This is a genomic window from Lactiplantibacillus brownii, from assembly GCF_031085375.1.
GTDB lineage: Bacteria > Bacillota > Bacilli > Lactobacillales > Lactobacillaceae > Lactiplantibacillus > Lactiplantibacillus brownii.
Map to the genome: position 1 here is coordinate 2,963,001 of NZ_JAVCWF010000001.1, position 21,848 is coordinate 2,984,848.

General features: G+C 44.0%; 14 protein-coding genes. 2 read left to right on the plus strand and 12 right to left on the minus strand.

The features are described 5' to 3' along the window. Positions 1-110 precede the first annotated feature (110 nt). Together RA086_RS13825 and RA086_RS13830 are read left to right on the plus strand one after the other, a co-directional pair. Entirely contained in the window at positions 111-1,178 is a 1,068-nt protein-coding gene (locus tag RA086_RS13825; RefSeq protein WP_308704352.1) for a GntR family transcriptional regulator, read from the plus strand. Further along, positions 1,175-3,310 carry a GH92 family glycosyl hydrolase gene (locus RA086_RS13830; RefSeq protein ID WP_308704353.1) on the plus strand — a complete coding sequence of 712 codons (2,136 nt, stop codon included), beginning with the start codon at positions 1,175-1,177 and terminating at the stop codon, positions 3,308-3,310. Before RA086_RS13825 ends, RA086_RS13830 begins: the two co-directional genes overlap by 4 nt. A gap of 117 nt (positions 3,311-3,427) precedes the next feature. On the opposite strand, the gene RA086_RS13835 is transcribed toward RA086_RS13830, so the two are convergent. The 12 genes from RA086_RS13835 to RA086_RS13890 form a co-directional block, all read right to left on the minus strand. Next, positions 3,428-5,086, minus strand: coding sequence for an IS1182 family transposase (locus RA086_RS13835; RefSeq protein WP_308703384.1), 1,659 nt, complete (start codon positions 5,084-5,086; stop codon positions 3,428-3,430). 184 nt (positions 5,087-5,270) lie between these two features. After that, positions 5,271-6,746 (minus strand): response regulator transcription factor, encoded by a 1,476-nt coding sequence (locus RA086_RS13840; protein ID WP_308704354.1) that lies wholly within the window; start codon positions 6,744-6,746, stop codon positions 5,271-5,273. A 322-nt stretch (positions 6,747-7,068) separates the two neighbouring features. Further along, positions 7,069-8,208, minus strand: coding sequence for an ABC transporter ATP-binding protein (locus tag RA086_RS13845; protein ID WP_308704355.1), 1,140 nt, complete (start codon positions 8,206-8,208; stop codon positions 7,069-7,071). Between the two features lie 207 nt (positions 8,209-8,415). Beyond that, on the minus strand, positions 8,416-9,279 hold the full coding sequence (locus RA086_RS13850) for an ROK family protein (protein ID WP_308704356.1): 864 nt from the start codon (positions 9,277-9,279) through the stop codon (positions 8,416-8,418). 577 nt (positions 9,280-9,856) lie between these two features. Then, on the minus strand, positions 9,857-11,317 hold the full coding sequence (locus RA086_RS13855; protein ID WP_308704357.1) for a response regulator transcription factor: 1,461 nt from the start codon (positions 11,315-11,317) through the stop codon (positions 9,857-9,859). 6 nt (positions 11,318-11,323) lie between these two features. Next, complete coding sequence (locus RA086_RS13860) at positions 11,324-13,030, minus strand: sensor histidine kinase (protein ID WP_308704358.1); 1,707 nt, start codon at positions 13,028-13,030, stop codon at positions 11,324-11,326. Further along, the gene (locus RA086_RS13865; protein ID WP_308704359.1) at positions 13,031-13,639 is read right to left on the minus strand and encodes a YesL family protein; all 609 of its coding nucleotides are present in this window, start codon (positions 13,637-13,639) and stop codon (positions 13,031-13,033) included. It abuts the gene before it with no gap. A gap of 128 nt (positions 13,640-13,767) precedes the next feature. Further along, positions 13,768-15,396 carry a glycoside hydrolase family 13 protein gene (locus RA086_RS13870; RefSeq protein ID WP_308704360.1) on the minus strand — a complete coding sequence of 543 codons (1,629 nt, stop codon included), beginning with the start codon at positions 15,394-15,396 and terminating at the stop codon, positions 13,768-13,770. 102 nt (positions 15,397-15,498) lie between these two features. Then, positions 15,499-16,962, minus strand: a complete 1,464-nt coding sequence (locus RA086_RS13875) for an ABC transporter substrate-binding protein (RefSeq protein WP_308704361.1) — start codon at positions 16,960-16,962, stop codon at positions 15,499-15,501. Positions 16,963-17,123: 161 nt separating this feature from the next. After that, on the minus strand, positions 17,124-18,041 hold the full coding sequence (locus RA086_RS13880; RefSeq protein ID WP_308704362.1) for a carbohydrate ABC transporter permease: 918 nt from the start codon (positions 18,039-18,041) through the stop codon (positions 17,124-17,126). Between the two features lie 12 nt (positions 18,042-18,053). Continuing rightward, positions 18,054-19,034: an ABC transporter permease gene (locus tag RA086_RS13885; protein ID WP_407659075.1), complete on the minus strand. Its 981-nt coding sequence runs from the start codon at positions 19,032-19,034 to the stop codon at positions 18,054-18,056. Positions 19,035-19,893: 859 nt separating this feature from the next. Continuing rightward, positions 19,894-21,747 carry a beta-N-acetylhexosaminidase gene (locus RA086_RS13890; RefSeq protein WP_308704363.1) on the minus strand — a complete coding sequence of 618 codons (1,854 nt, stop codon included), beginning with the start codon at positions 21,745-21,747 and terminating at the stop codon, positions 19,894-19,896. Between the last annotated feature and the right edge of the window lie 101 nt (positions 21,748-21,848).

Consider the following 21,848-nt stretch of genomic DNA (forward strand, 5'->3'; position numbering starts at 1 on the left):
TAACATGCTGATACCGGTTGTCTATATCAAATTATGACTTTTTCTTCCCTTTTTACCGCAAAAATGATATATTAGCATTAAAATTAATCAAACAAGGAGGAAACTTGCTGATGCCACGGAAAGAACCCCGTTACTTAACCATTTACAATGATTTAAAACAACAGATTTTGTCTGGCAAATTGCAGCCAGATGATCAGTTACCAACTGAATTACAGCTCGCCCACAGCTATCAAGTGAGTCGCATCACGTCTAAACGTGCGCTAACAGAGCTAGAAAGCCGTGATTTGATCTATCGCCAACAAGGTAGTGGGAGTTTCGTGCAACGCCACGAGTCCGCAAATTCGAGTAAACAACTACTGGTCGTTTTGCCATTTCCTACCGATGCGGGCCTAGGTGACTATGCTTCAGGAATCAGTGCGGCAGCTAATACACGGCATTATCAAGCTGTGACCATGGACCCACGTGGTTTTGCACAGCTTAGCCCCACCGAGATCAAACATAACTACGCGGGGATCATTTACTTACCGCAGGATCTGTACCAAGAAGCGGAGCAACTTTATTTGTTGAAACTAGAAAAAGTCCCCCTCGTTTTGCTTGATAAATCCTTACCTGAACTAGAATTACCAGTGGTTGCCGCTGATAACTTCAATGGTGGTCAACTGGCAACTGAGCATCTCATCAAGTTGCATCATCAACAGATCTTGTTTTACGCTCAAAACCCACAAGCCGTCCTGCCAAGTTCGGTTTATGAACGTTACTTTGGTTATCTGCGAGCTTTGCATCAAGCGGCGTTAAAGCCAGTCGCATCGATCCACGAACTTGCGGCGTTAAATCAGCTGACCCCGAGTGCTTGGCTGGATTATCTCCAAAAACATCATATTTCGGCGATCGTCGTTGAAAACGACCTGATTGCCATTAAGTTGATGAATCGCTTACGAGCCGTGGACGCAACCATTTGGCAACGTTTGTCGATCATCGGCTTTGATAACATCCAAGCGGCCAGTCTGACCTATCCAGCGTTAACGACCATGGCACAAGACTTCAAAGGCATGGGCAAGAAAGCTGTCGAACTACTCTTAAATCCACCGGCCAAGCCAAAAATCGAACGATTGCCGGTCAAATTAATCAAACGGGCTTCCACCAGACCGTTTACTTCTAAGGAGGAAAAACTCTCTTGAAAATTGATGAAATTGATATTCGTCAGGGGACTGCTAACACCCCACAACGTTCACATGGTAATTGTTTACCTTATGTTGGTGTCCCTTTTGGGATGAACTATTTTAGTGTGCAAACTAATGGTGCCGCGGGGGCTTGGTTCTTTCAACCAGACTCACCGCGATTCGAAGGCATCCGTCTCACTCACCAGCCTAGTCCTTGGATTGGGGACTACAATCACCTACTCTTGACCGCCATTCAATGGGACGATGCCACACAAAAACCGGATTTAGCCGGCAATTATCGGCCAACTGAAGCCACCTTCAACGCACATCATTTAGCGCTTTTTGATGATCATTTTAACGTGCAAACTGATCTCATTCCCACAGCCTATGGCGCCGCACTGAACTATGACTTTCAACAGTTAGAATTAGCGCACCATGGCGTTGCGATTCAATTACCAGACGAGGGGCGCTTCGAATTCACTGCGACTGGACTCAAATTAGCGGTCTCGGACTATCACGGTGGCGAAGATCAAAACTTAACGATGTTTTTTGAACTCAGCATTCCCAATTTTGACGCTGAGAATTCTGGCTATTATGACGCACAAAATCATTGGCACACCGCGACGAATGGCACTGGCAAACCCTTAACCCTGCTACTGGCGACCACCGCGGCTACCGTCGCTTGTCAACTCGCAACATCGTACGTGAGTGCTGAACAAGCCACTCTAAACTTGCAACGACTCCAAACTTCAACCAGCGCAACCCTGAAAAATGAAAGCGCTGACGCGTGGAATGATTATCTCGGCCGTATTAGTGTCCGTGACCATCATCCGGCTGTCGTTCAAACTTTCTACACTTGCTTATATCGGTTATTCTTGTTCCCACAACGTTGTTACGAATTAGACGCCAACCAGCAACCAGTTCACTACGATACCATGGCTAAAACAGTAAAAACCGGACGACTTTACACTAACAATGGCTTCTGGGACACGTCTAAAACGGTTTATTCCCTCTTTTCGATTCTGGCACCAGAACTCTTACCTAAATTCTTACGGGGCTTTTTGACTAGCTATCAAGAAACGGGCTTTCTGCCTCGTTGGCTGGCCCCAGATGAACGGGGCATGATGCCTGGGAATTTAGTCGATTCTGTCATTGCCGAGGCTGCCCAAAAAGGCCTGGCAACTGAGCTAATGCCAGCTTTACTCGCAGCGATGCAGGATAGCGATTCGAAAAGCGCTATTAGCGAACGCTATGGCCGTCAAGGCAGTGCTGACTATGACAAATTTGGCTATATTCCCGCTGATAACTACTCGGAAAGTGTCAATTGGACGCAAGACTACTCTTATAGTGACTATTGTATCGGTCAAGTTGCACAGACTTTGGACCAACCCGCAGTCGCCGAAAAATACTGGCAATTGTCGAAACGCTATCTCAACTTATTAGATCCGGCAACCGGCTTTTTGCGGCCCAAGACTAGTGATGGTAAGTTTAAACCGAATTTCGTGCCTGACCGTTGGGGCACTGATTACACGGAAGGTAGTGCTTGGCAAAACAGTTATAGCGCCTTTCATGATATTGATGGATTGATCGCCGCTATGGGTGGAAAAGACCGCTTTGACGCGCAATTAACCGCGTTATGCAATGCTAAACCGACCTATCATGTCGGTGGTTATGAAATGGTTATTCATGAAATGTCTGAATTAGCCGCCGTCGACTACGGCCAACTCGCGATTTCAAACCAGCCGAGCTTCCATTTGCCGTATTTATTCGATTACAGTGGGCATCCAGAAAAGACCCAAGTGACCGTTAAACAATTGCGCAAGCTCTTCAATGCTTCCACAACCGGATTTCCTGGTGATGAAGATAACGGTTCAATGGCTGGCTGGTTCATCTTTGCCTGCCTTGGCTTCTATCCAGTTTGCCCAGCCGATGCCGAATACGCTTTGGGAATCCCTGCTTTTGATCAAGTGACACTGCATTTAGCCGATCACGACTTAACTTTGACCACTGCCAATAACCATGAACACAACAACTTCGTGCAAAGTCTGTGCGTAGACGGTGAACCCTTTGACGCAGTAACCATTAGTCATCAACAATTAATGACTAGCGCTCGCCTAGAAACACGCTTGGGACTTGTTCCTAATCATTAACCGGTTATTGCAAAACTTGAAACCAATAGTTTGCTAAAATATCACTAAATAAGCCGAGCCACCAGTAACTGATTAACAGTTATCGGTGGCTCGGCTTTTAGAGTCTGGGACAAAACCCTAGAATCTAAATAAGTAAGTGGTGTCAATTGCCGGTTTGTGGCGATTGACACCACTTTTCTTTGGTTTTAGATGTGGTTGTCCAGCAATTTTAGATAGTTTCGATAGATTTTCAGCCATTAAAGCAATCCCCATCTCATTGTTGGTTGCAGTTAGACCACGTACTGAAAAACGTTTGAATTTCAAGTAAGTCTTTAAATCAGCGAAGATCGGTTCAATTTCAATCTTACGACGAACATACAATGCGTGACCAATCTTGCTAGTTAGTTGTTCTTTAGCCCTATTTTTAAAGTATAACCAATTATAATTAATACTTATTTGGCGGCGATTACCTTTCTTTGTTGTCGCAAGTTTCTCTCGTTTCGGATCTTCAAAGTATTCGACAGTACGATAAGTTTTGAATTGTTTTTTATAGCCATAATGGTCATGACGCGTACTATAATTGTGAAAAGTAAAGGTAATACCGTCTAGATCAGTGTATTTGTCATTGGCTTCATCATAATGCCAGTTAGCAACTTTACGGCGGTCTTTGTGGTAGGCTCGAGTTTGTTCTTTTTCATACATCCCATAAGGAATCAAATAGTGGACTTGGAAGTCATCGGTAAGTTTTTGATAATTAGTTTCACTGCCGTAACCAGCATCAGCGACTATCCAGTGAATAGCATTGGGTGTCTGTTTGAAGATATGGTTTACAAATGGAATTAGTGTTCGAGTATCAGTCGGTCGTTGAAATAGCTGATAATAGAGTGCAAATTGATTTTGACTGGCGACTTGCAAGTTATAGCCTGGCTTTAATTGACCATTCAGCATAGGATCTTCTTTCATACGCATAAAGGTCGCATCTAAATCAGTCTTTGAGAAACTATTACGGTCACCGAAAGTTGCTTTATCGAACTCATATCTTTGTTTACGTGGCAAATAATCACTCGTTAATTGGTGGAGAAAGTGTTTCAATTTACGGCGACGGCGTTTGAGAGCTGAGCCACCACGTTTAGGTTTTTCTTGTTTAACTCGTTTATTTAAATCGTTGATAGCTATGGTCAAAGCAGTCGTTAGTTTAACCAACTCTTTGGCAGTTAGCGCTTGTCTTTTAGGTGACAACTGTGGCACATTAACTTGATAATCAACTAATTCATGGTAAAGCCGCGCGGTTTTACCATCGAGTCTAGGTTCAGCCTTTTCAACAGCTCTACGCCAAACGAAACTATATTTATTAGCATCAGCTAAAATTTTGGTTCCATCAATAAATAGTGCGGATTCGTCAAAAAGACCGATCATTGTTAGATAATCACGAAAGGCCGTGAAGAGCCCAGTGATTAGCGGCTTAGTCTTAGGATCACTGCGAAAACGGTTGAGGGTTCGATAACTCGGAATGGCATAATGATTGCCAATAAACCATCGCATCACAAGGTTTTCATTAGCCATTTGAACGAGCTTTCTACCTGAAAAAGTACGTCGTAAGTAACCAAACAAGAAAAGTTTTAGTAGTAACTGTGGTGGGTATGAGGGGCGTCCGGTCGCCGCTAAGTTAGCCTTAATGACGTGAGTCGGAATATCATTGACAATGGCATTGATGGCCCAAGCAACGTGAGTTGATTGAGGTTGCCAAATTAGATTGAGTTTCAAAGTGGGTTGATTACTGGTATAATTCATTTGCATGGAGCTAACGACCTCTTTTCTTTTTGGCTTCAGCACCTTAAGAATAGCAGGGATCGTCATCTCTGTGCGTACATAAGCTTAAAAAGGTAGTTCTGAGAAATCAAATGATTTCTCAGAACTACCTTTTTCGTGTGAGTCAGGGTTTTGTCCCAGACTCCTCTCTCAATAATATAATAGCAATAACTTAACCCATCGGTTGCCCTAGTGCCTGGCGCCGGTATTCCTTTGGTGAAATGTCGCAAATTAAGCGGAAATTTTTATAAAAATACCCACTATTCGTATACCCAATCTCTAGCGCAATATTGCTGATGCTTTCATCCGTGTGCGCCAGCATTTCTTTAGCTTGCGTGATACGATATTGATTCAAATATTTCGAAAAACTCGTGTGGACTTCCTTCTTAAACAGTTGTCCCAGATAAACTGGATTCAGGTGTAAGCGATTGGCCACCTGTGTCAGCGAGAGATCTTCGACATACTCTTGATTCACAATCGTAATGACTTGGCGCACATTTTTGGAGAAAGTCGGCTGTTGTTTAGGTTCAAAGTGTTGCACAATTGCCACGACGGCTTCCTCTAACACGGCAATCGTTGGTGCTTCATCGATCGCCGTTAATTGGCGTTCATATTCTTGATTACTGAAAGCCTGCGAATTGCTTAAAACATTCAGCACCAGAAACGCCACTTGGCGGGTATAAGACGGCGCCACATGTTCGTTACTTAATCTGGCGAACATTGCCCGCGTCAACGTCACCATCAGTTCCTGATTATCGTTACCGAGTGCCCGTTTGAATTTATCCAACGAAATCTTAGGGATCTCTGCTTGTCGTAACCATTCCGTTCGGGACTCCCCAGATAAAAATGGTGACCGGTCTTCATAAAATTGATAAAGTTCCGCCAACGTTTGGGCTTGCTCCAAACTGTCGGCTAACTCCGACAACTGGCTCACCTGCTGCCCAACCGTCACAAAGGATTCGCCAGCGATAAGTTGTTGCAGCTCTAACTGTTGAATGAACTTGGTCAAATCGCGATGTGACCCAACAAAGCAAATGATAAATTGATCTTGGCTACTGTAATATAAATACTGTTTTTGACGCTGACAAGCTTGACTGAGTGCTTCATAATTGGTGACGATGTTGCAACTGATCACCGTGAATTGACGCCGATCAGGATCTACACCAGCACTTGTCAATAGTTGCTTAATCTGTGTCGTTGTTAACTCTTGTGCAACTAGCCGCTCCGTCTGCATTTCCAAATAATAATGCTTTGTCGCATCCGTTTTTGTGCGTTGCTCAAGCTGCTCATGCGCTTTATCTAAGACTTTGTCGAGCTCTTGCGCATCAATTGGCTTCACTAAATAATCCATCGCCCCAAAATGCAGCGCCTGTTTCACATAATCAAATTCTTGATAACCCGACAAAACAATCACAATTGGCGGCTGTGGGGCGCCTTGCAGTCGTTGCATCAAGGCTAACCCACTCATCTCCGGCATACGAACATCCGTGATGACTAAGTCAACGGGCTGTTGCTTAAATGCTGCCAAGGCTTGCTTCCCATTGCGCGCCGTTTGGACGATTTCGAGCCCATGTTCTTGCCAATTAACAATTTTGGCCATCCCCTTGAGGATCATGTACTCATCGTCCACAATCATTACACTGTGCACTAAATCCACCCTCTTTATCCATCTAACTCAAAAATGTTATCGCTTACTTTTAGCGTAACATGCCAGGCTAAAATTTGTCTAAAATCCCCATTTAATTCTCATAAGCAAGTCGCTATTAATATCATTAACCATTGGCTGTAAATAGACCAGTAAAGGCGCTTGCAGAAAATCTGCAAGCGCCTTTAGCAAGGGGGTGAGAAGTTTTAGCTTAACCCTGATTTGGGATAATCATTGTCAGTTGCTGGTGGTTAGGAGTCACCAAGTCAGCTTCTCACATTAGGGTGTTTAAAAGGTTTGGCAAGGTTGGGGGCTTGCCAATAACCTAAGCTTCTGTTGGTTGATTTTCTTCTTCTTCATCCAACATGATGGAGCTATGGTTATCTTTATCGAAGAAATGTGCTTTGTTAATATCAAAGCCCATATCAATCACTGCGCCAGGTTGATGGAAATCACGTGCATCAACATTGGCAACAAATTCAGTATCACCGACTTGGCTATATAATTGACTCGTCGCTCCGAGCAATTCAGAAACGTTGATCGTTGCCCGTACCGTTTGCTTTGGCCAAGTATCAATGAAGACTTTTTCAGTATGAATATCTTCAGGACGAATCCCAAAGACGATTTCTTTCCCGTTATAACCACGTTTATCCAAAATGTTACTCATGCCTTCTGGGACGTGTAATTCCACGCCCTTGTGGTCATTGATCACACCATCACGGTAGCTGACATTAAAGAAGTTCATCGCTGGTGAACCGATAAATCCGGCAACAAACATGTTCCGCGGCCGGTCATAAATTTCCGACGGCGTCCCAATTTGTTGAATCTGGCCAGTAGACATGACAACCACGCGGTCAGCCATCGTCATTGCTTCCGTTTGGTCATGGGTGACGTAGATCGTGGTCGTGTTTAAGCGACGGTGTAACTTCGCGATTTCGGCCCGCATGGAAACCCGTAACTTGGCATCCAAGTTAGACAATGGTTCATCCATTAAGAAGATTGGGGCATCACGAACAATTGCTCGACCTAGTGCAACCCGTTGCCGTTGCCCACCAGATAAATCGGCTGGCTTACGGTCTAAGAAATCTGTTAAGCCTAAAATTTCGGCGGCATTATCGACCCGTTTGGCAATATCCGCTTTACTATATTTACGTAATTTAAGTCCAAAAGCCATATTACCGGCAACCGTCATATGTGGATATAAGGCATAGTTTTGGAAGACCATCGCAATATCACGATCACGCGGTGGAATATCATTCATCACTTTGCCGCCAATTTCCAAAGTTCCCTTAGTAATATCTTCCAAACCAGCAATCATCCGCAACGTTGTTGATTTACCACAACCAGAAGGTCCAACAAAGACGATGAATTCTTTGTCTTTGACATGCAAATCGAAATCGTTGACCGAGTTTTTATCGGCATTTGGATAACGTTTGTAAATATGATCTAGATTAATTTCAACCATAATGTATACCAGCCTTTCTCACAATGCGTCCTAATATATACCATATCATTCATTATTTTTCGTTTATTTATACCAACTTTCAACAGTTCCTATTCTAGTTGAAAGCGGTAACATTTGCTATGGGCACATTGTACAAAAAGCAGCACCACTGGCTGGTCAATGTACCGAAAATCTGAGAGCTGTCACAAATATGGCAAACGCCTTAAACTACTTTAGTAAGGTCGCTGCTAATGCAAAGTCACCGACTGTCGCTGAAGCGTTGTCCGCAAAGTGACTGTGAACGATCAAGTTGTCTGGAATTTTGACATAATCATTGTTCAATTTATCGAAGTATTGACGCACTTTGACCATATCGTCATCATTAATCACTGAACCACCAAAGATGATCTTTTCTGGGGCATAGTTCACGTAGGCAGCGAAAGCCATCTGGGCAGCATAATAATCGATGTAATCAAACACTGGATTGTCACGTTCAAGCTTTTCACCAGGAATACCGGTCCGTGCTTCAATGGTTGGGCCAGCTGCAACGCCTTCAAAACAGCGGTTACCGTGGAATGGGCAGAATCCTTCATAATGATCATCTGGGTGCATCATCACTGGCGCATGTCCCATTTCAAGATGTGAATAGCCGCCAATAAACTTGCCGTCTTGAATCACGCCACCACCGATACCAGTTCCGATAGTGAAATAGACTGCCGAATCAACTTCTTTAGCACTCCCAGCAATATATTCACCATAGACCGAAGCATTCACATCTGTCGTGAAGTAAACGGGCACGTGGAGAGCCGCGGTTAAAGTACCAACCATGTCAGTCCCAGCCCAGCCAGGCTTTGGCGTTGATAGAATATGACCGTAATCCGCGGTACCTTGCTTGATACCAATTGGTCCAAATGATCCTAATCCAATGGCGTCAACCGGATTTTCTTTGAAGAAAGCAATACAACCAGCCAAAGTGGTCGCAGGATCTTCTGTTGGAATCCGCTTTTTAGCACTGATCTTATACGTTTCATCCGCAACGGCCAAAATAAACTTAGTCCCGCCGGCTTCAATACTACCTAATTTTTTACTCATTAATAATCACCCTTACTTAATTGTTTTGAATTATCTTTATCATAGATGAAAACGGATACATTAACTGCCAAAATATTATTTTTAAGGCAATTTGACGAATAGGTTTAGACGCTTTACCGAACTTTTACCACAATCTTAGCCCGTGGTTAATGCATCATAGCTTGCCGTTCCGGTTGGTCTGGCTTGATGCTGGAACGTGGTGGCCACGTTTGTGAGCCAAAAAGCGGTCTCACAAGCCGGGCTTTCTCTAAGACGGCAGTTCACCGTCAAAGAGAAATTTCACCACTGAGCATCATCCAGCCCAACCTGCACTAAATAGTGAATCTAATATTAATTGATCCTTCGTCAGGTTCTGATGCTACTATGCCTAGATTAAAATCACTATTCAACGTCGGAGTGGACCAGTTCGTTCGCCGTGTCGAGACACTTAGCTGAGTGATTTTTCTCAGGTTAGTGTCTGGCCGACTTTTAAGACGTGATCTTCGGCTTGAAAGCGCCCTGCAGACCGGTTCTTGGCTGCAGGTCTGCCTCACAGTGAACGAACTGGTCCACGGAGACGGACAACTTAATGACTTTTTTAAACATCCATCGTACCAGCTTTACGATACTCACCTGGCGACATCCCGGTCTGTAATTTGAAAAGCTTAAAGAAGTAACTAGAATTCTGATAGCCAACCAATTCAGCGATTTGACCGACATCTTGATCCGAACGACGCAATAAGTCGACCGCCACATTTACCCGATAGTCATTTAAATACTGTGAGAAACTGCGGCCAACTTCTTGCTTAAACTGTTGACCTAAATAAACGGCATTCAAGTGTAACTCGGCTGCGACGATTCCCAAGGTCAACGGTTCAGCAAACCGTTTTTGAACTAATTGCCGCATGGCCGCCACATTACGTGAAAATTGTGGCACTCCAGTCTGTTTAGCCAAATTAGCAATACGCAATAGAGTCGTTTTTAACGCGCTCATGTCTTGTGACCGATTAATAGCCGCAATCGTCGCCGTCTTATCATTAAAAGCGGTCAAGTGGTCACTCAAAACCAACAAGACGACTAATGCAAACTGGCGGGCATAGCTGTCTGAAGCATTAGCCGCCTTCATGTCTTCAAGTTGCGTCGTTAACCACGTCGAAAAATCAACGACCGACAAATTATCGATCATGCCTTTGACTTCAGAATAACTTGGTAAAACCTGCGTCGACTGTTGCTGTGTTTCTGGCAACATGACACGTAACCCAGCGGCCGTTTCAAAGAAATACTGCCGAGCAATTTCTTGGCGCAACTGTTGATATCGCTGTGCAAGTTCGGTCAAATGTTTGACTGGCGCACCTACTAAAAATGGTCGTCGTTCGGCGCCAATTTGATGAGGTGCTTCGTTAATAAACACATTCAGTTGTTCAGCGGTGCCTTGAAAAATAATGATAAAATCTTGGCCTTCCACATAGAATCCTTTAATAGCTGCTAAAACCTTCAGGTAATTCACAAGATCCCGCGGTGGCAACGGATTTAAGACCCCAATCAACCGAACTGGCTTAGCTTCAGTAAATTGAAGCCCTAATACCTCACTCATCCGGGCCTGGCGGATAACGTCATCGCTAGTCAATAGCGTTCGTGACTGTGTTTGTACCGCTAACGAGGCGTTGTGATCACTTTCTTGACGGGCTTCTAAACGTGCAATGGCACCTTGTAGCGTTTCCAGCAACTCATCCGTATCGATTGGTTTTCGCAAATAATTGACCGCATTTTGCTTTAGCCCAGCATGGACGTAATCAAAATCCGAATAACCTGAAATAACGATCAACTCTAACTGCGGTTGAAGTTGCTTGGCTTTGGTCACAAATTCCGGGCCACCCATTTCCGGCATATTCATATCAGAAATTAAAATATCAATTGGATTAGTCTGCAAGTATTTGATTGCGAGTAACGGATTCTGTTCGGTAGTCACAATCTCTAGTCCTAATGCCGACCAATCGATTAGGCGTTTCAAGCCACGTAACAACATGTATTCATCATCCACTAACATGACTTTCCGCATGATTCTCTATTCCTCCTTTACATCAAACTGCACATTAACCGTCACGCCAGTTTGACCATCACTGGCAAGTGCCATAGTAAATGACGCGCCAAACGTGTCCAACAACCGTGAATAAACATTTTGTAACCCGATCGAGCGCTGCTGCTCAGCATCGAGTGGTTCCTGCATTTTGAGGTTGACCGCCTTAACTTCGGCAGCCGTGAGTGGACTCCCATTATTGACGATCTTAATATGAATCGTTTGCTGCTCACGCCAAGCCTTTACACTTAACGCGTTATCTTGACGGGCAAAATCAACGCCATGGACGAAATAATTCTCAACGAGTGGCTGCAAACTGAATTTGGGCAATTCAACATCCGCAACTTCAGGCGCCACTTGGAATTGATAAGCTAAGCGATCCGGGAAACGAACTTGATAGAGAAAAACGTATTTTTCCACAAATTTCAGTTCTTGTTTGATCGTCGTCCGCGGCGATAGATCGGTATTATTACGGAGTAAGGCCGCAAAACTATACACCACATTGGCCAGCTCTGGTTGATCTGCATCTAGCGCTGCCATCCGGATATATTCCAACGTGTTTGACATAAAGTGAGGATTAATTTGGGCCTGAAGGGCTTTCCGATTCGCTTCCTGTTGCGCAATTTGCAATTGATAGATCGTATTAATATGCTGGTGAATCTCTTCAAGCATCGCGTTGATTCCATCCGCTAACGTCCGTAAATCAGTGGGATTTAAGTCGACTGGAACCCGCGCATCTAAATTACCATCCGAGACACGTTGTACTGACGCCACAATGGCATCCAATTGATGCTGATACCGCCGAAAAGTCAGCCACAAGCCGATACTCAATCCTAGTAGCAAGAGTAACCCTAAGAGGATCAACGGTAAAATGTGGCCTAACAACAGTGAATGCAGTGTGGCCTGATTGACGACCATGATTAAGCGATAGCCAGACGATAAATCCTTGGTACTGACGCGATAGCCGCGCAAACTAGCCGTACTATCAGCGCTCAGGGCATGTTTGAAATCACGTTTAGATAACTTTTTGACTTGATTACCCACATAGTAAAAAACGGTATCGTTAGCGTCTGATTGGACGGCAATTTGAAAAGCGCGCGTCGCGGGGAGCTGTTGTAATTGCCGCTTTAAATCACTCTGATCAAAACTCAGACTGATCACACCATCGGTTTCTAGTGTGTATTGGTTGACCAGTGGCGCACTGATTGCAAATTGTTGTTTGACCGTCTTGGCGGGGTACAACCCACCACCAGAATTAGCAGGTGTCGCCATAAAAACTTTTTTCTGATTGGCTAAACGCAAGGTCAGTTGGCTGACTTGATCATGTTGCACGAAGAATTGTCGTGACTCAGTTGGCCAAAAGAAATACGGATTACCTTTGATGCTTTTATTAATCGCATAATTACTGTAATCAGATAATGAAGAATCAAAATACTTTTCAATACTCGGTAAATTGCCGGAACCCGTCGTTAGTTGCGTCGCAAATTGCGAAATAATCTGTTGATTTTGCATCAGGGTTTGACTCACTTGTGTTGCAGCGGTCGTTTCAGCCTGATTGATCTCAGAATCATAAGTTCGAACACTCACTAAAACGAAAACACTAGTTGCCAAAACAACCATCACCGAAATGATGGTTGTATAGAGCTTGATTAGGCGGGCAAAGCTTGACCGCATAATGTGTTCATGCACTTGCATTTAGACCGCCTCAAGCATTTTATCAATTTTTGCATACCATTGATGGGACAAGACGTCAGTGGCAAACATGTAGATTCCAGGGCTCAAGAAGAGAATCAACCCTGGCCACTTCAAGGAGACCAAAATCAAGACGATCGTCACGATGATAAAGACTAATAGTTGAATGAAACTACTAAAGAATTGCACAATAGCTAGTTTAACTGCATCCTTAAAGGTCACATCATAATGTGAACGCAACATGGCCGTAAACATCGCTAAACTAAAATCAAAAATCAAAGCAGCCGCAATGATGAATTGGACAAACAACATCCAGGCTTGATTGACCGTGGTGCTCAAGTAAAGGTTATAGGCTAAGATCACGCCGACGCCTAAAAAAATCCAAGTATGCAGATTTTCTTGCCAAAAATCGACCTTAAACCGCCGCCAAGCGGTCACGATACTGTATTTTTTGTAATCCCATTCGAAATCCATATACATTTCTGTAACGGTTCGTAGTGCTGGACCAATTCCCAAGACCACTAATCCAGCAAGCGTCAACAGCCAAAAATAGACTGTCATAATTAAAAAGACAAAGACTCGTGTAAAAATTTTATCTGCTGCACGTCCCATGCTAATTCCCCCTTGTATTCCTTCAAGACCCGTTCCCGTCAAGTCACGGTGTGTGCCAACAACGATGGTCAGTCACAACGGCCTTAATCATATCAAAATTCATTTGTTTTTGACAGCGCTGTCAAGAACTATTTCAGAGCAACCATAAAAGCCTCGTAAGGTCTTAATTTCATGGGTCCTAACTGCTCTGAAACAGCGGCATAATTGCTAACAAGAACTTCCACCGTGCAGGTTGGTAACGCAACGGCGGTTGGTTCAGCGCTAAAGTTACTACAGATTAACCAAGTGACGTCATTTAAAGTTCGGGTATAAGCCAAGACGTTTTCAGGCACCGCGTCGATGGCCGCAAAGACGCCCATCTGCAAAACCGGATTCGTTTGGCGCAACGCAATCAAGCGCTGATAAGTCCTAAAAATTGACGCTGGTTCAGCTAAAGCTGTAGCTGCATTGATCTGGTCATAATTTGGATTCACCGCTAACCACGGCTGCCCCGTACTAAACCCTGCATTGAAACTGGCATCCCACTGCATCGGTGTCCGGGCGTTATCACGACTAAAACGATTGATTTTGGCCATTGCCGTCATTTCAGTGTCACCTTTAGCCCGTAATTGACGATAGATTGTGCGCGCTTCTACATCATCGACTTGGTCGATCGTCGTCACAGGGCAGTCGGTCATCCCCAGCTCTTCACCTTGATAGATGTACGGCGTACCTTTCAGACCATGTAGCGTAATTGCCAACATCTTCGCGCTAAGCACCCGGTTCAAGCCAGTTGACGACCCAAATCGTGACACGGCACGCGGTAAATCATGGTTATTCCAAAACAAACTGTTCCAACCTTTAGGCCCCACAATTTGTTGACAATCATACAAAGCTTGCTTTAACCGACTAACTGATAAAGGCGTCGTTTCCCATTTTTCACCGCCAACTTGACGATCAGCCCACAAGTGACCAAATTGAAAAATCATACTTAATTCTTGATTGGCGGGATCACTGTATTGCAGCGCATCCTTAGGACCAGCACTCCAAGCTTCACCGACCGTTAAGAAGTCTCGGTCACCCCAAGTTTGGCGATTCATTTCGTGTAGATAATCATGCAGGTATGGCCCATTCACGAGTTGTTTTTTGAACGGCTCTTTCCCAATCATATCGATCACATCCATCCGAAATCCGCCAATACCTTTGTCGATCCAAAAGTTCATCATCGCGTAAATAGCTTGTCGTAATTGGGGATTTTGCCAGTTGAGATCAATTTGTTTGGCTGAAAATAGATGCAAGAAATATTGGCCACTCGGTTCATCAAACTCCCAAGCGGAACCACCGATAAATCCTGATGTCAGATCATTAGGCGCCTGTCCATCAACTGGATCTGACCAAACGTAATAGTCACGCGTTGGACTATCTGGATTGGCTTTCGCCTCAACGAACCAAGCATGCTCGTCGCTTGTATGGTTAACGACTAAGTCCATCACGATTCGAATCCCGCGTGCTTTGGCAGCGGCAATCAGCCGATCCATATCGGCCATGGTGCCATATTCAGGATTAATGGCTTGATAATCCGAAATGTCATAGCCATTATCCGCATTCGGACTTTGATACACCGGACTAAGCCAAAGTGCGTCAACCCCTAATTCTTGAAGATAGTCTAAACGACTAATGATCCCAGGTAAATCGCCAATGCCATCCCCATTACTATCTTGAAAACTGCGCGGGTAGATCTGGTAGACTACGGCACTTTGCCACCAAGGTTGGCTCATCACAATCAATCCTTTCTAAGTTTAAAATCTTGCTATGTAGACAAAGAAGTCGTAGCGCAAACCTGCACCCCGACCTCTTTGTGATAATACGTTAGTTGCTAATTATTGCTTAGCAAGAAAGGCATCGTATTGCTTTTGTAGTTCTTTTTGAACCTTATCGTAACCAGCAGTCTTCAGTTCCTTATCCATCTTCTTGATGGTTGGTTCTGGATCAGCGGTCCCAGTGTTAAGAATATCGAGGTACTTACTCATAACATTAGATAAGTTGGTGATTTCAGTCTTCAATGAGCTGGTATCAGGGTTGAAGCCTAATGCAGCAGAAGTCTTAGAAGCCTTGATGGAATCATCACGTTTCTTGATCATGGCATTCGTGGTTGAATCAAGGGTGTACAAGTTCTTGTTGTTACCCATCATCCACGCACCAATGAAGTAGTTTGGTTTGTACTTCTTAGTAAGTTTGATCTTACCCTTGGCTTCGTCGGTGAAGTTCCATTGTTGACCTTGAAGACCCCAAGTAATGTTGTTGAGGAGCTTCTTGTCAGTGTTCATCAAGTTCAACACTTTCATAGCTTCAGTCTTATGCTTAGAAGTCTTGGAGATGTTCCAAACCGCAACTTGAGATTGTGCAGATGACTTGTATGGTTCCGTAATGGCTTTAGATTGCATCTTCTTGCCACCGGCATTGTTTTCCAAAGTTGTATCGCCGTAATCGTAAGGACCTTGGGTTTCTTGACGAACGAACCAAGTATTGTCTTGCAAGTTATATTGGGTACTTGAAGTAGCAGCATCCTTTGGAATGTAGCCCTTTTCATAATAGCTGTGCAACGTGTTTAAGATACCCTTCATTTCAGATGTATCATAAACATTGACGATCTTCTTGCTCTTACCACTTGAATCAATGGCGAATGGCAGGCCATTACCCAATGGGAAGTCCATGTGTGCTGGTGATGCCTTGAAGCCTTGACCAATGGCGAAAGCTGCGACACCAGGGTTTTCCTTATGGAACTTCGCTAAAGCTGGTTCCATGCTGGCATATGAACTAACGCCACTGATATTAATATTGTATTTATCTAAGAATGACTGGTTAAAGGTCAACATATTTTGGGCATAAACGTTCGCATTTACAGGGAAGCCGTAAATTTTACCGTTGACTTTCAAGCCTTTCCAATATGAAGGGTTAACTTCTTTATAAGCCTTCTTAGCAACGCCAGTCTTCAAATCGCTGGTCATATCAGCGTAAGCACCTTTGAGGGCGTTGTTGGTATAGTTTTGTGAGAACGCTAAATCGTAACTGTTCCCAGAAGTAACCATGACGTTATACTTTTGTTGATAATCGCCCCAGCCAATGAAATTCATCTTAATATTGATGTCTTTATAGGTCTTATGAACTTCTTTGTTGGCCTTTTTGATCATCGCTGAATAGTTCTTGGGCTTGTCCCCTGGCATATACATGTTAACTGTGGTGGCATTACTTGATGAACTGTTTGACTTACCACAGCCAGCTAAAGCAATAGTCCCTAGTGCAGCAACACTAATCACGGCTGCACCCTTTATAAATTTGTTCATAACTTTTCATCCTCCTCGGAATGAGTCAATGTGTGCGATCCAATCGGTCAAACGAGATGATTGCTAAACTTAAGATCCCGAATCTCTGAATGTGACAAAATCATCCTTAACCTAATCGGTGCCCACACCGGCAATAATTTAAACACAACCTAATGCTCGAATTAACCTTTGACCCCGCCAATAGTCATCCCTTTGACGAAGTACTTTTGGAAGAATGGGTAGGTCAACGCAATTGGTAACGTTGCCACTACAACGACCGCGAAACGCATCCCTTCAGTTGGCACGCTGGCAGCACCAGCAATTGCCCCATTATTAGACATGTTCTGAGTCATGTATTGAATGTTGTTTTGAATCTTAACCAGCAAGTATTGCAGTGGTGTGACACTGTCCTTGTTGATGTACAGTAACGCATTCATCCAATCGTTCCAGTAACCTAATGATGTAAATAGACTAATCGTGGCAATCCCAGGAATGGCTAACGGCACCACAATGTTCCAGAAGATCCGCATTTCACTGGCACCGTCAATCCGTGCTGATTCAATAATCGCTTCTGGAATCGAGGTCTTAAAGAACGTTCGCATAATCAAAACGTTATAAACCCCGAAACTCATTGGCAAGATCAGTGCCCAGATATTATCTTGTAACCCCAACATTTGAGTCACAATTAAGTAAGTTGGCACCATCCCAGGAACAAAGAGCATGGAAATCAAAGCAAAGATGGTAAAGAATCTAGCATAAGCAAAGCCCTTACGAGAAATTGCATACGCATAAGTTGAACTAAACAAACTGTTCATAATGGTCCCGACGATAGTTACGAATATGGTAACCCCAAGTGAAACAAGCACTTGATGGCCCATTCTTGACAAGTATTGATAACTGGCAAAAGTCCAATGCTTAGGCCAGAATTGATACCCATAAGCAGTAATATCCGATTCCTTCGTCAAGGACAAAATAATGATGAAGAAAAATGGCAAAATACAAGTTAAAGCGAAAATACCCAGAAAGATGTTGAAAAACAGGTTGGCGCCAGGTCCGAACTTGCGAATTTCAACTGCTGAAATATGCTTTTTTTTACGCAATGGCGTCACCTCCTAAAATAGTGCTGATTCTGGTTGTACACGACGAACAATCCAGTTGCTGACGATAATGAGTAAGGCACCGACAACGGATTGTAGTAATCCGGCAGCAGTAGACATCCCAATATCGTTCGTGGTCGTTAACGCCCGGTAAATAAAGGTATCGAACGTTTGCGTCACGTTGATCAAAGCCCCAGATGAACGTGGAATTAAGTAGAATAGCCCGAAATCACTCCGGAAGATCCCACCAATGTTCAAGATCAGCATCAATGTTGCGACAGGTAAAATGTGTGGTAAAGTAACATTCTTGATTTGTTGCCACTTATTAGCACCATCCATCATCGCGGCATCGTAATACGATGGGTCAATCCCCATGGCAGTGGCGAAGTAAAGGATACTGTTGTAACCGATCCCTTTCCAAACCCCTAAGAAGATAATGATAAACGGCCAGACCCACGGCGTGTTATAGAAGTCAATTGGCGTTCCGCCCATGGCTTGGATAATGTGATTAAAGATCCCTTTATCTGAGCTCAAGAAAGCGTAAACGAAGTATGACAGAATCGCCCATGATAAGAAGTATGGGAACAACATTGACGTTTGATAAACCTTCAATAGTCGTTGATTCCGCATTTGACTCATCACAACCCCGAAGAAGATGGCAAAGAAGAAGTTCAGTAACAGGAAGGTCAAATTGTACCCAATCGTGTTACGAATAACGATCCAGAAATCCGCGGACTTGAAGAAGAAGGTAAAGTTCTGGAAGCCAACCCAAGGACTATGAAGCACGCTGTAAATAAATCCTTGATCTGAATATTGAAAATTTTGGAAGGCCACAACGTTAGCCAACACTGGAATGTAGAAGAAAACGATTAAGAACAGTGAGCCCGGTGCAACCATCAATAAGAACACTCGGTTGTCTCGAAGTTGCCGAAAGAAATTCTTCTTCTTAACCGGCGGTAGCTCAACTGCTTCGGTAACAGCAGGATCTTGCGTCATCGTTTCTCCCTCCTTTCATTTATTACACTTGTTATAGTAACCGCTTTCTTTTGTTGCAACAATCAACTAACTAAAGGGATATGTTCACAAATTTAAGATTTTGGCAAAATTAGGTATATTCTTTGTACAAAAATCAACAAGTTACTTCTTGCCGCTCCAGTTGGTCTGTACTCGGCTGGCACCAATGCGCGCTCCGATTCATCAATATTTTTAGTGATAAACTCAACTATTGCTCATATTTAAAACAGCTGGTTAAACGCACGTCTCCGTTGACCAGTACGTTTACTGTGAGGCAGACCTGCAGCCAAGAAACGGTCTGCAGGGCGCTTTCAAGCCGCAACCCATGTCTTAAAAGTCGACCAGACACTAACCTGGGTAAATTCGCCCAGCTAAGTGTCTCGACACGGCAAACGAACTGGTCCACTCCGACGTTAAATAGCGATTGTGATTCGAGCAATAGTAAAGTCAGGACATGGCAAAAAGCCAATTAATATTAGGGTCACTATTTAGCGCAGGGCGGGCTGGATGATGCTCAGTGGTGAAATTTCTCTTTGCTGGTGGTCTTTCCAGCTTAGAGAAAGCCCGGCTTGTGAGACCGCCTTTTGGCTCACAAACGTGGTCACCACGTTCCAGCATCAGTCCAGACCAACCGGAGCGGTAAGTTAAGCGGATGCTTGCATACTTCGACACACGCCATTTAAGCTGTCCTTTAACGCTAACTGTTTCAAAAATTTAAAAAATGTGCCCGGGGGAAACTCAATTCCCTAGCACATTTAATAACTAATAATCGATTCAGTATTAAATCCAGTCTAACCACAGCGGCAAGTTTGTCGAATCTATTTTTAAACTCAATTAACCGTTAGAACGAAAGATCACAGGCGCTGACAATTTCTTTGTATAGACCGTGACCAATCAAGCCGTTGCTGTGCTTATCCATCGGTAACAATGGTTCGTGCAGTTCGGCTAGATCATCGCGCCCAGCTTGCCAAGCCTTAATTCGCCAGCTAACTGTGTCACAACGCGCAATCTGACCACCCAGGCGGACGTCAATGATTTCAAAGCCATTGCCACGACGCTGTTGATGCCAAAGGTCGCGGAACTCATCTAGTAACACCACTAATTGCTGCCGACAACGCGTAATCGCTTGTAAGGCCGCCACTGCCATTTCATCATGCGCAGTCGTTGCGCCCAATTTGGCAACCGCTTGTAAGGCGCGTGATTTGGCCAAAACCGTTTTAGCCAACTGGCGATAAAAGGTCAACATGAGCCGATTATCGGCACGTAATTGTACTTGTCCTAACGTTCCAATCAACTGTTGGTACTGGCTTTCAATATCGGCTTGTTGTAAATTCTCCCGATAACGTTGTAATAATAAATCTTCATAAAGCACAATTTTGCTAACATTATCGGCATCCGCATTGACCGTCTTAGTGAAGTTGTCAAATTGATCTAAAACTTTGTAAAACTCTGGTGATTCACCCTGAGTTAACGCATATTCGGTATCAATGGTTTCCGGTTGAACGGTCGCATGATATTGATAGGCCGCAAACGCCTGTAACCCATACCACGCTGCACTATCTGGCACTTCGGCCCCATCATCGAACCAAATTGTTGCAACAACCTGTTGAACACCACTAGCTTTAGCGGCAGTTAAACCAGCAGCGACCGTCGCCAACATTTTACTTTGGTTAGGCGCTAAAGCACTCCAAGTCCAAATGCCCCCTGCAAAGACCACATCATCACTCAATTCAAAATGTTGGGCAAATCGATCGCGATAAGTCTGTTCATCTTCATGATAATAATCCCAATAAACTTGGCCCACTGGTGGTAAACTTGCTTTAAATTTTGCATCAAAATGAACTTCAGGATCGTACATTTCATGTTTAGGTGAGGCAAACGTGAACCAGAGATCACTCCACATATAGGCTTTGAGTCCTAGTTCTTTAGTTAATCCCACGACCATTTTTAGTTGATCAAGAATTAGGGTTTGCTGATCCGTATAGCCATTTTGATCTAAATAACGGCCGCGTCCAAGTTGATAGGCTTCATCCATCCCAATATGGATCTTATTGGTCGTAAATGGCGCACTGGCTGCCTGCAAAAGGTGGGTTAAAAAGGTCTTGGTGGCTGGGGCGCCAACTAACAAGGTATCATCCGTATCCTTGACTGCATCATGCGCATCCCATTTCAGTGCATTATGCACATGGGCTAACGTTTGTACGGCCGGCACAATTTTGACTCCAAATTGATCCCCATATAACGCAATCGCATGTAGCTGAGCTTGACTGTAGCGACCCCGTTCCCGGCCAAAATAAGGTTCAGCTGGAATTTCAAATAAATCTTCTAAGTATAACCATAATTCGTTGTAGCCCATGCTGGCTAAACGCCGAATCATCCGTTGAATCATTGCTACAGTTGGCACCCCGTTACGGGCAACATCCAACATGGCTGCCATTACCTTGAACTGTGGGCGCTGTTCAATTTCAAACTGCGTTGCTTGAACCGCCTTGCCGGCTAACAATGCCGCCCCACGCATTAAATCAACGGCACTCCCGTAGGTTAAAGATGCACTGGCACCATCACGCGCTAGCACCACGCCGGCAAGCCCTTTTTGACAAGTCACCGTTACGTCAATTGCTGTCAAATCATTCACTGAACAGACTGCCTGAACTGCTTGAACTTGTTCGGCACTCAATCCGCGCCATTTGATCATGTTATTTTCCTCCTCAGGTTCCTACTTGATATGTTTATCCGACTGAAATATACCATAATGTAAAATTACGAACTAGGTAAGCGTTAACATTTTTGTTTAAA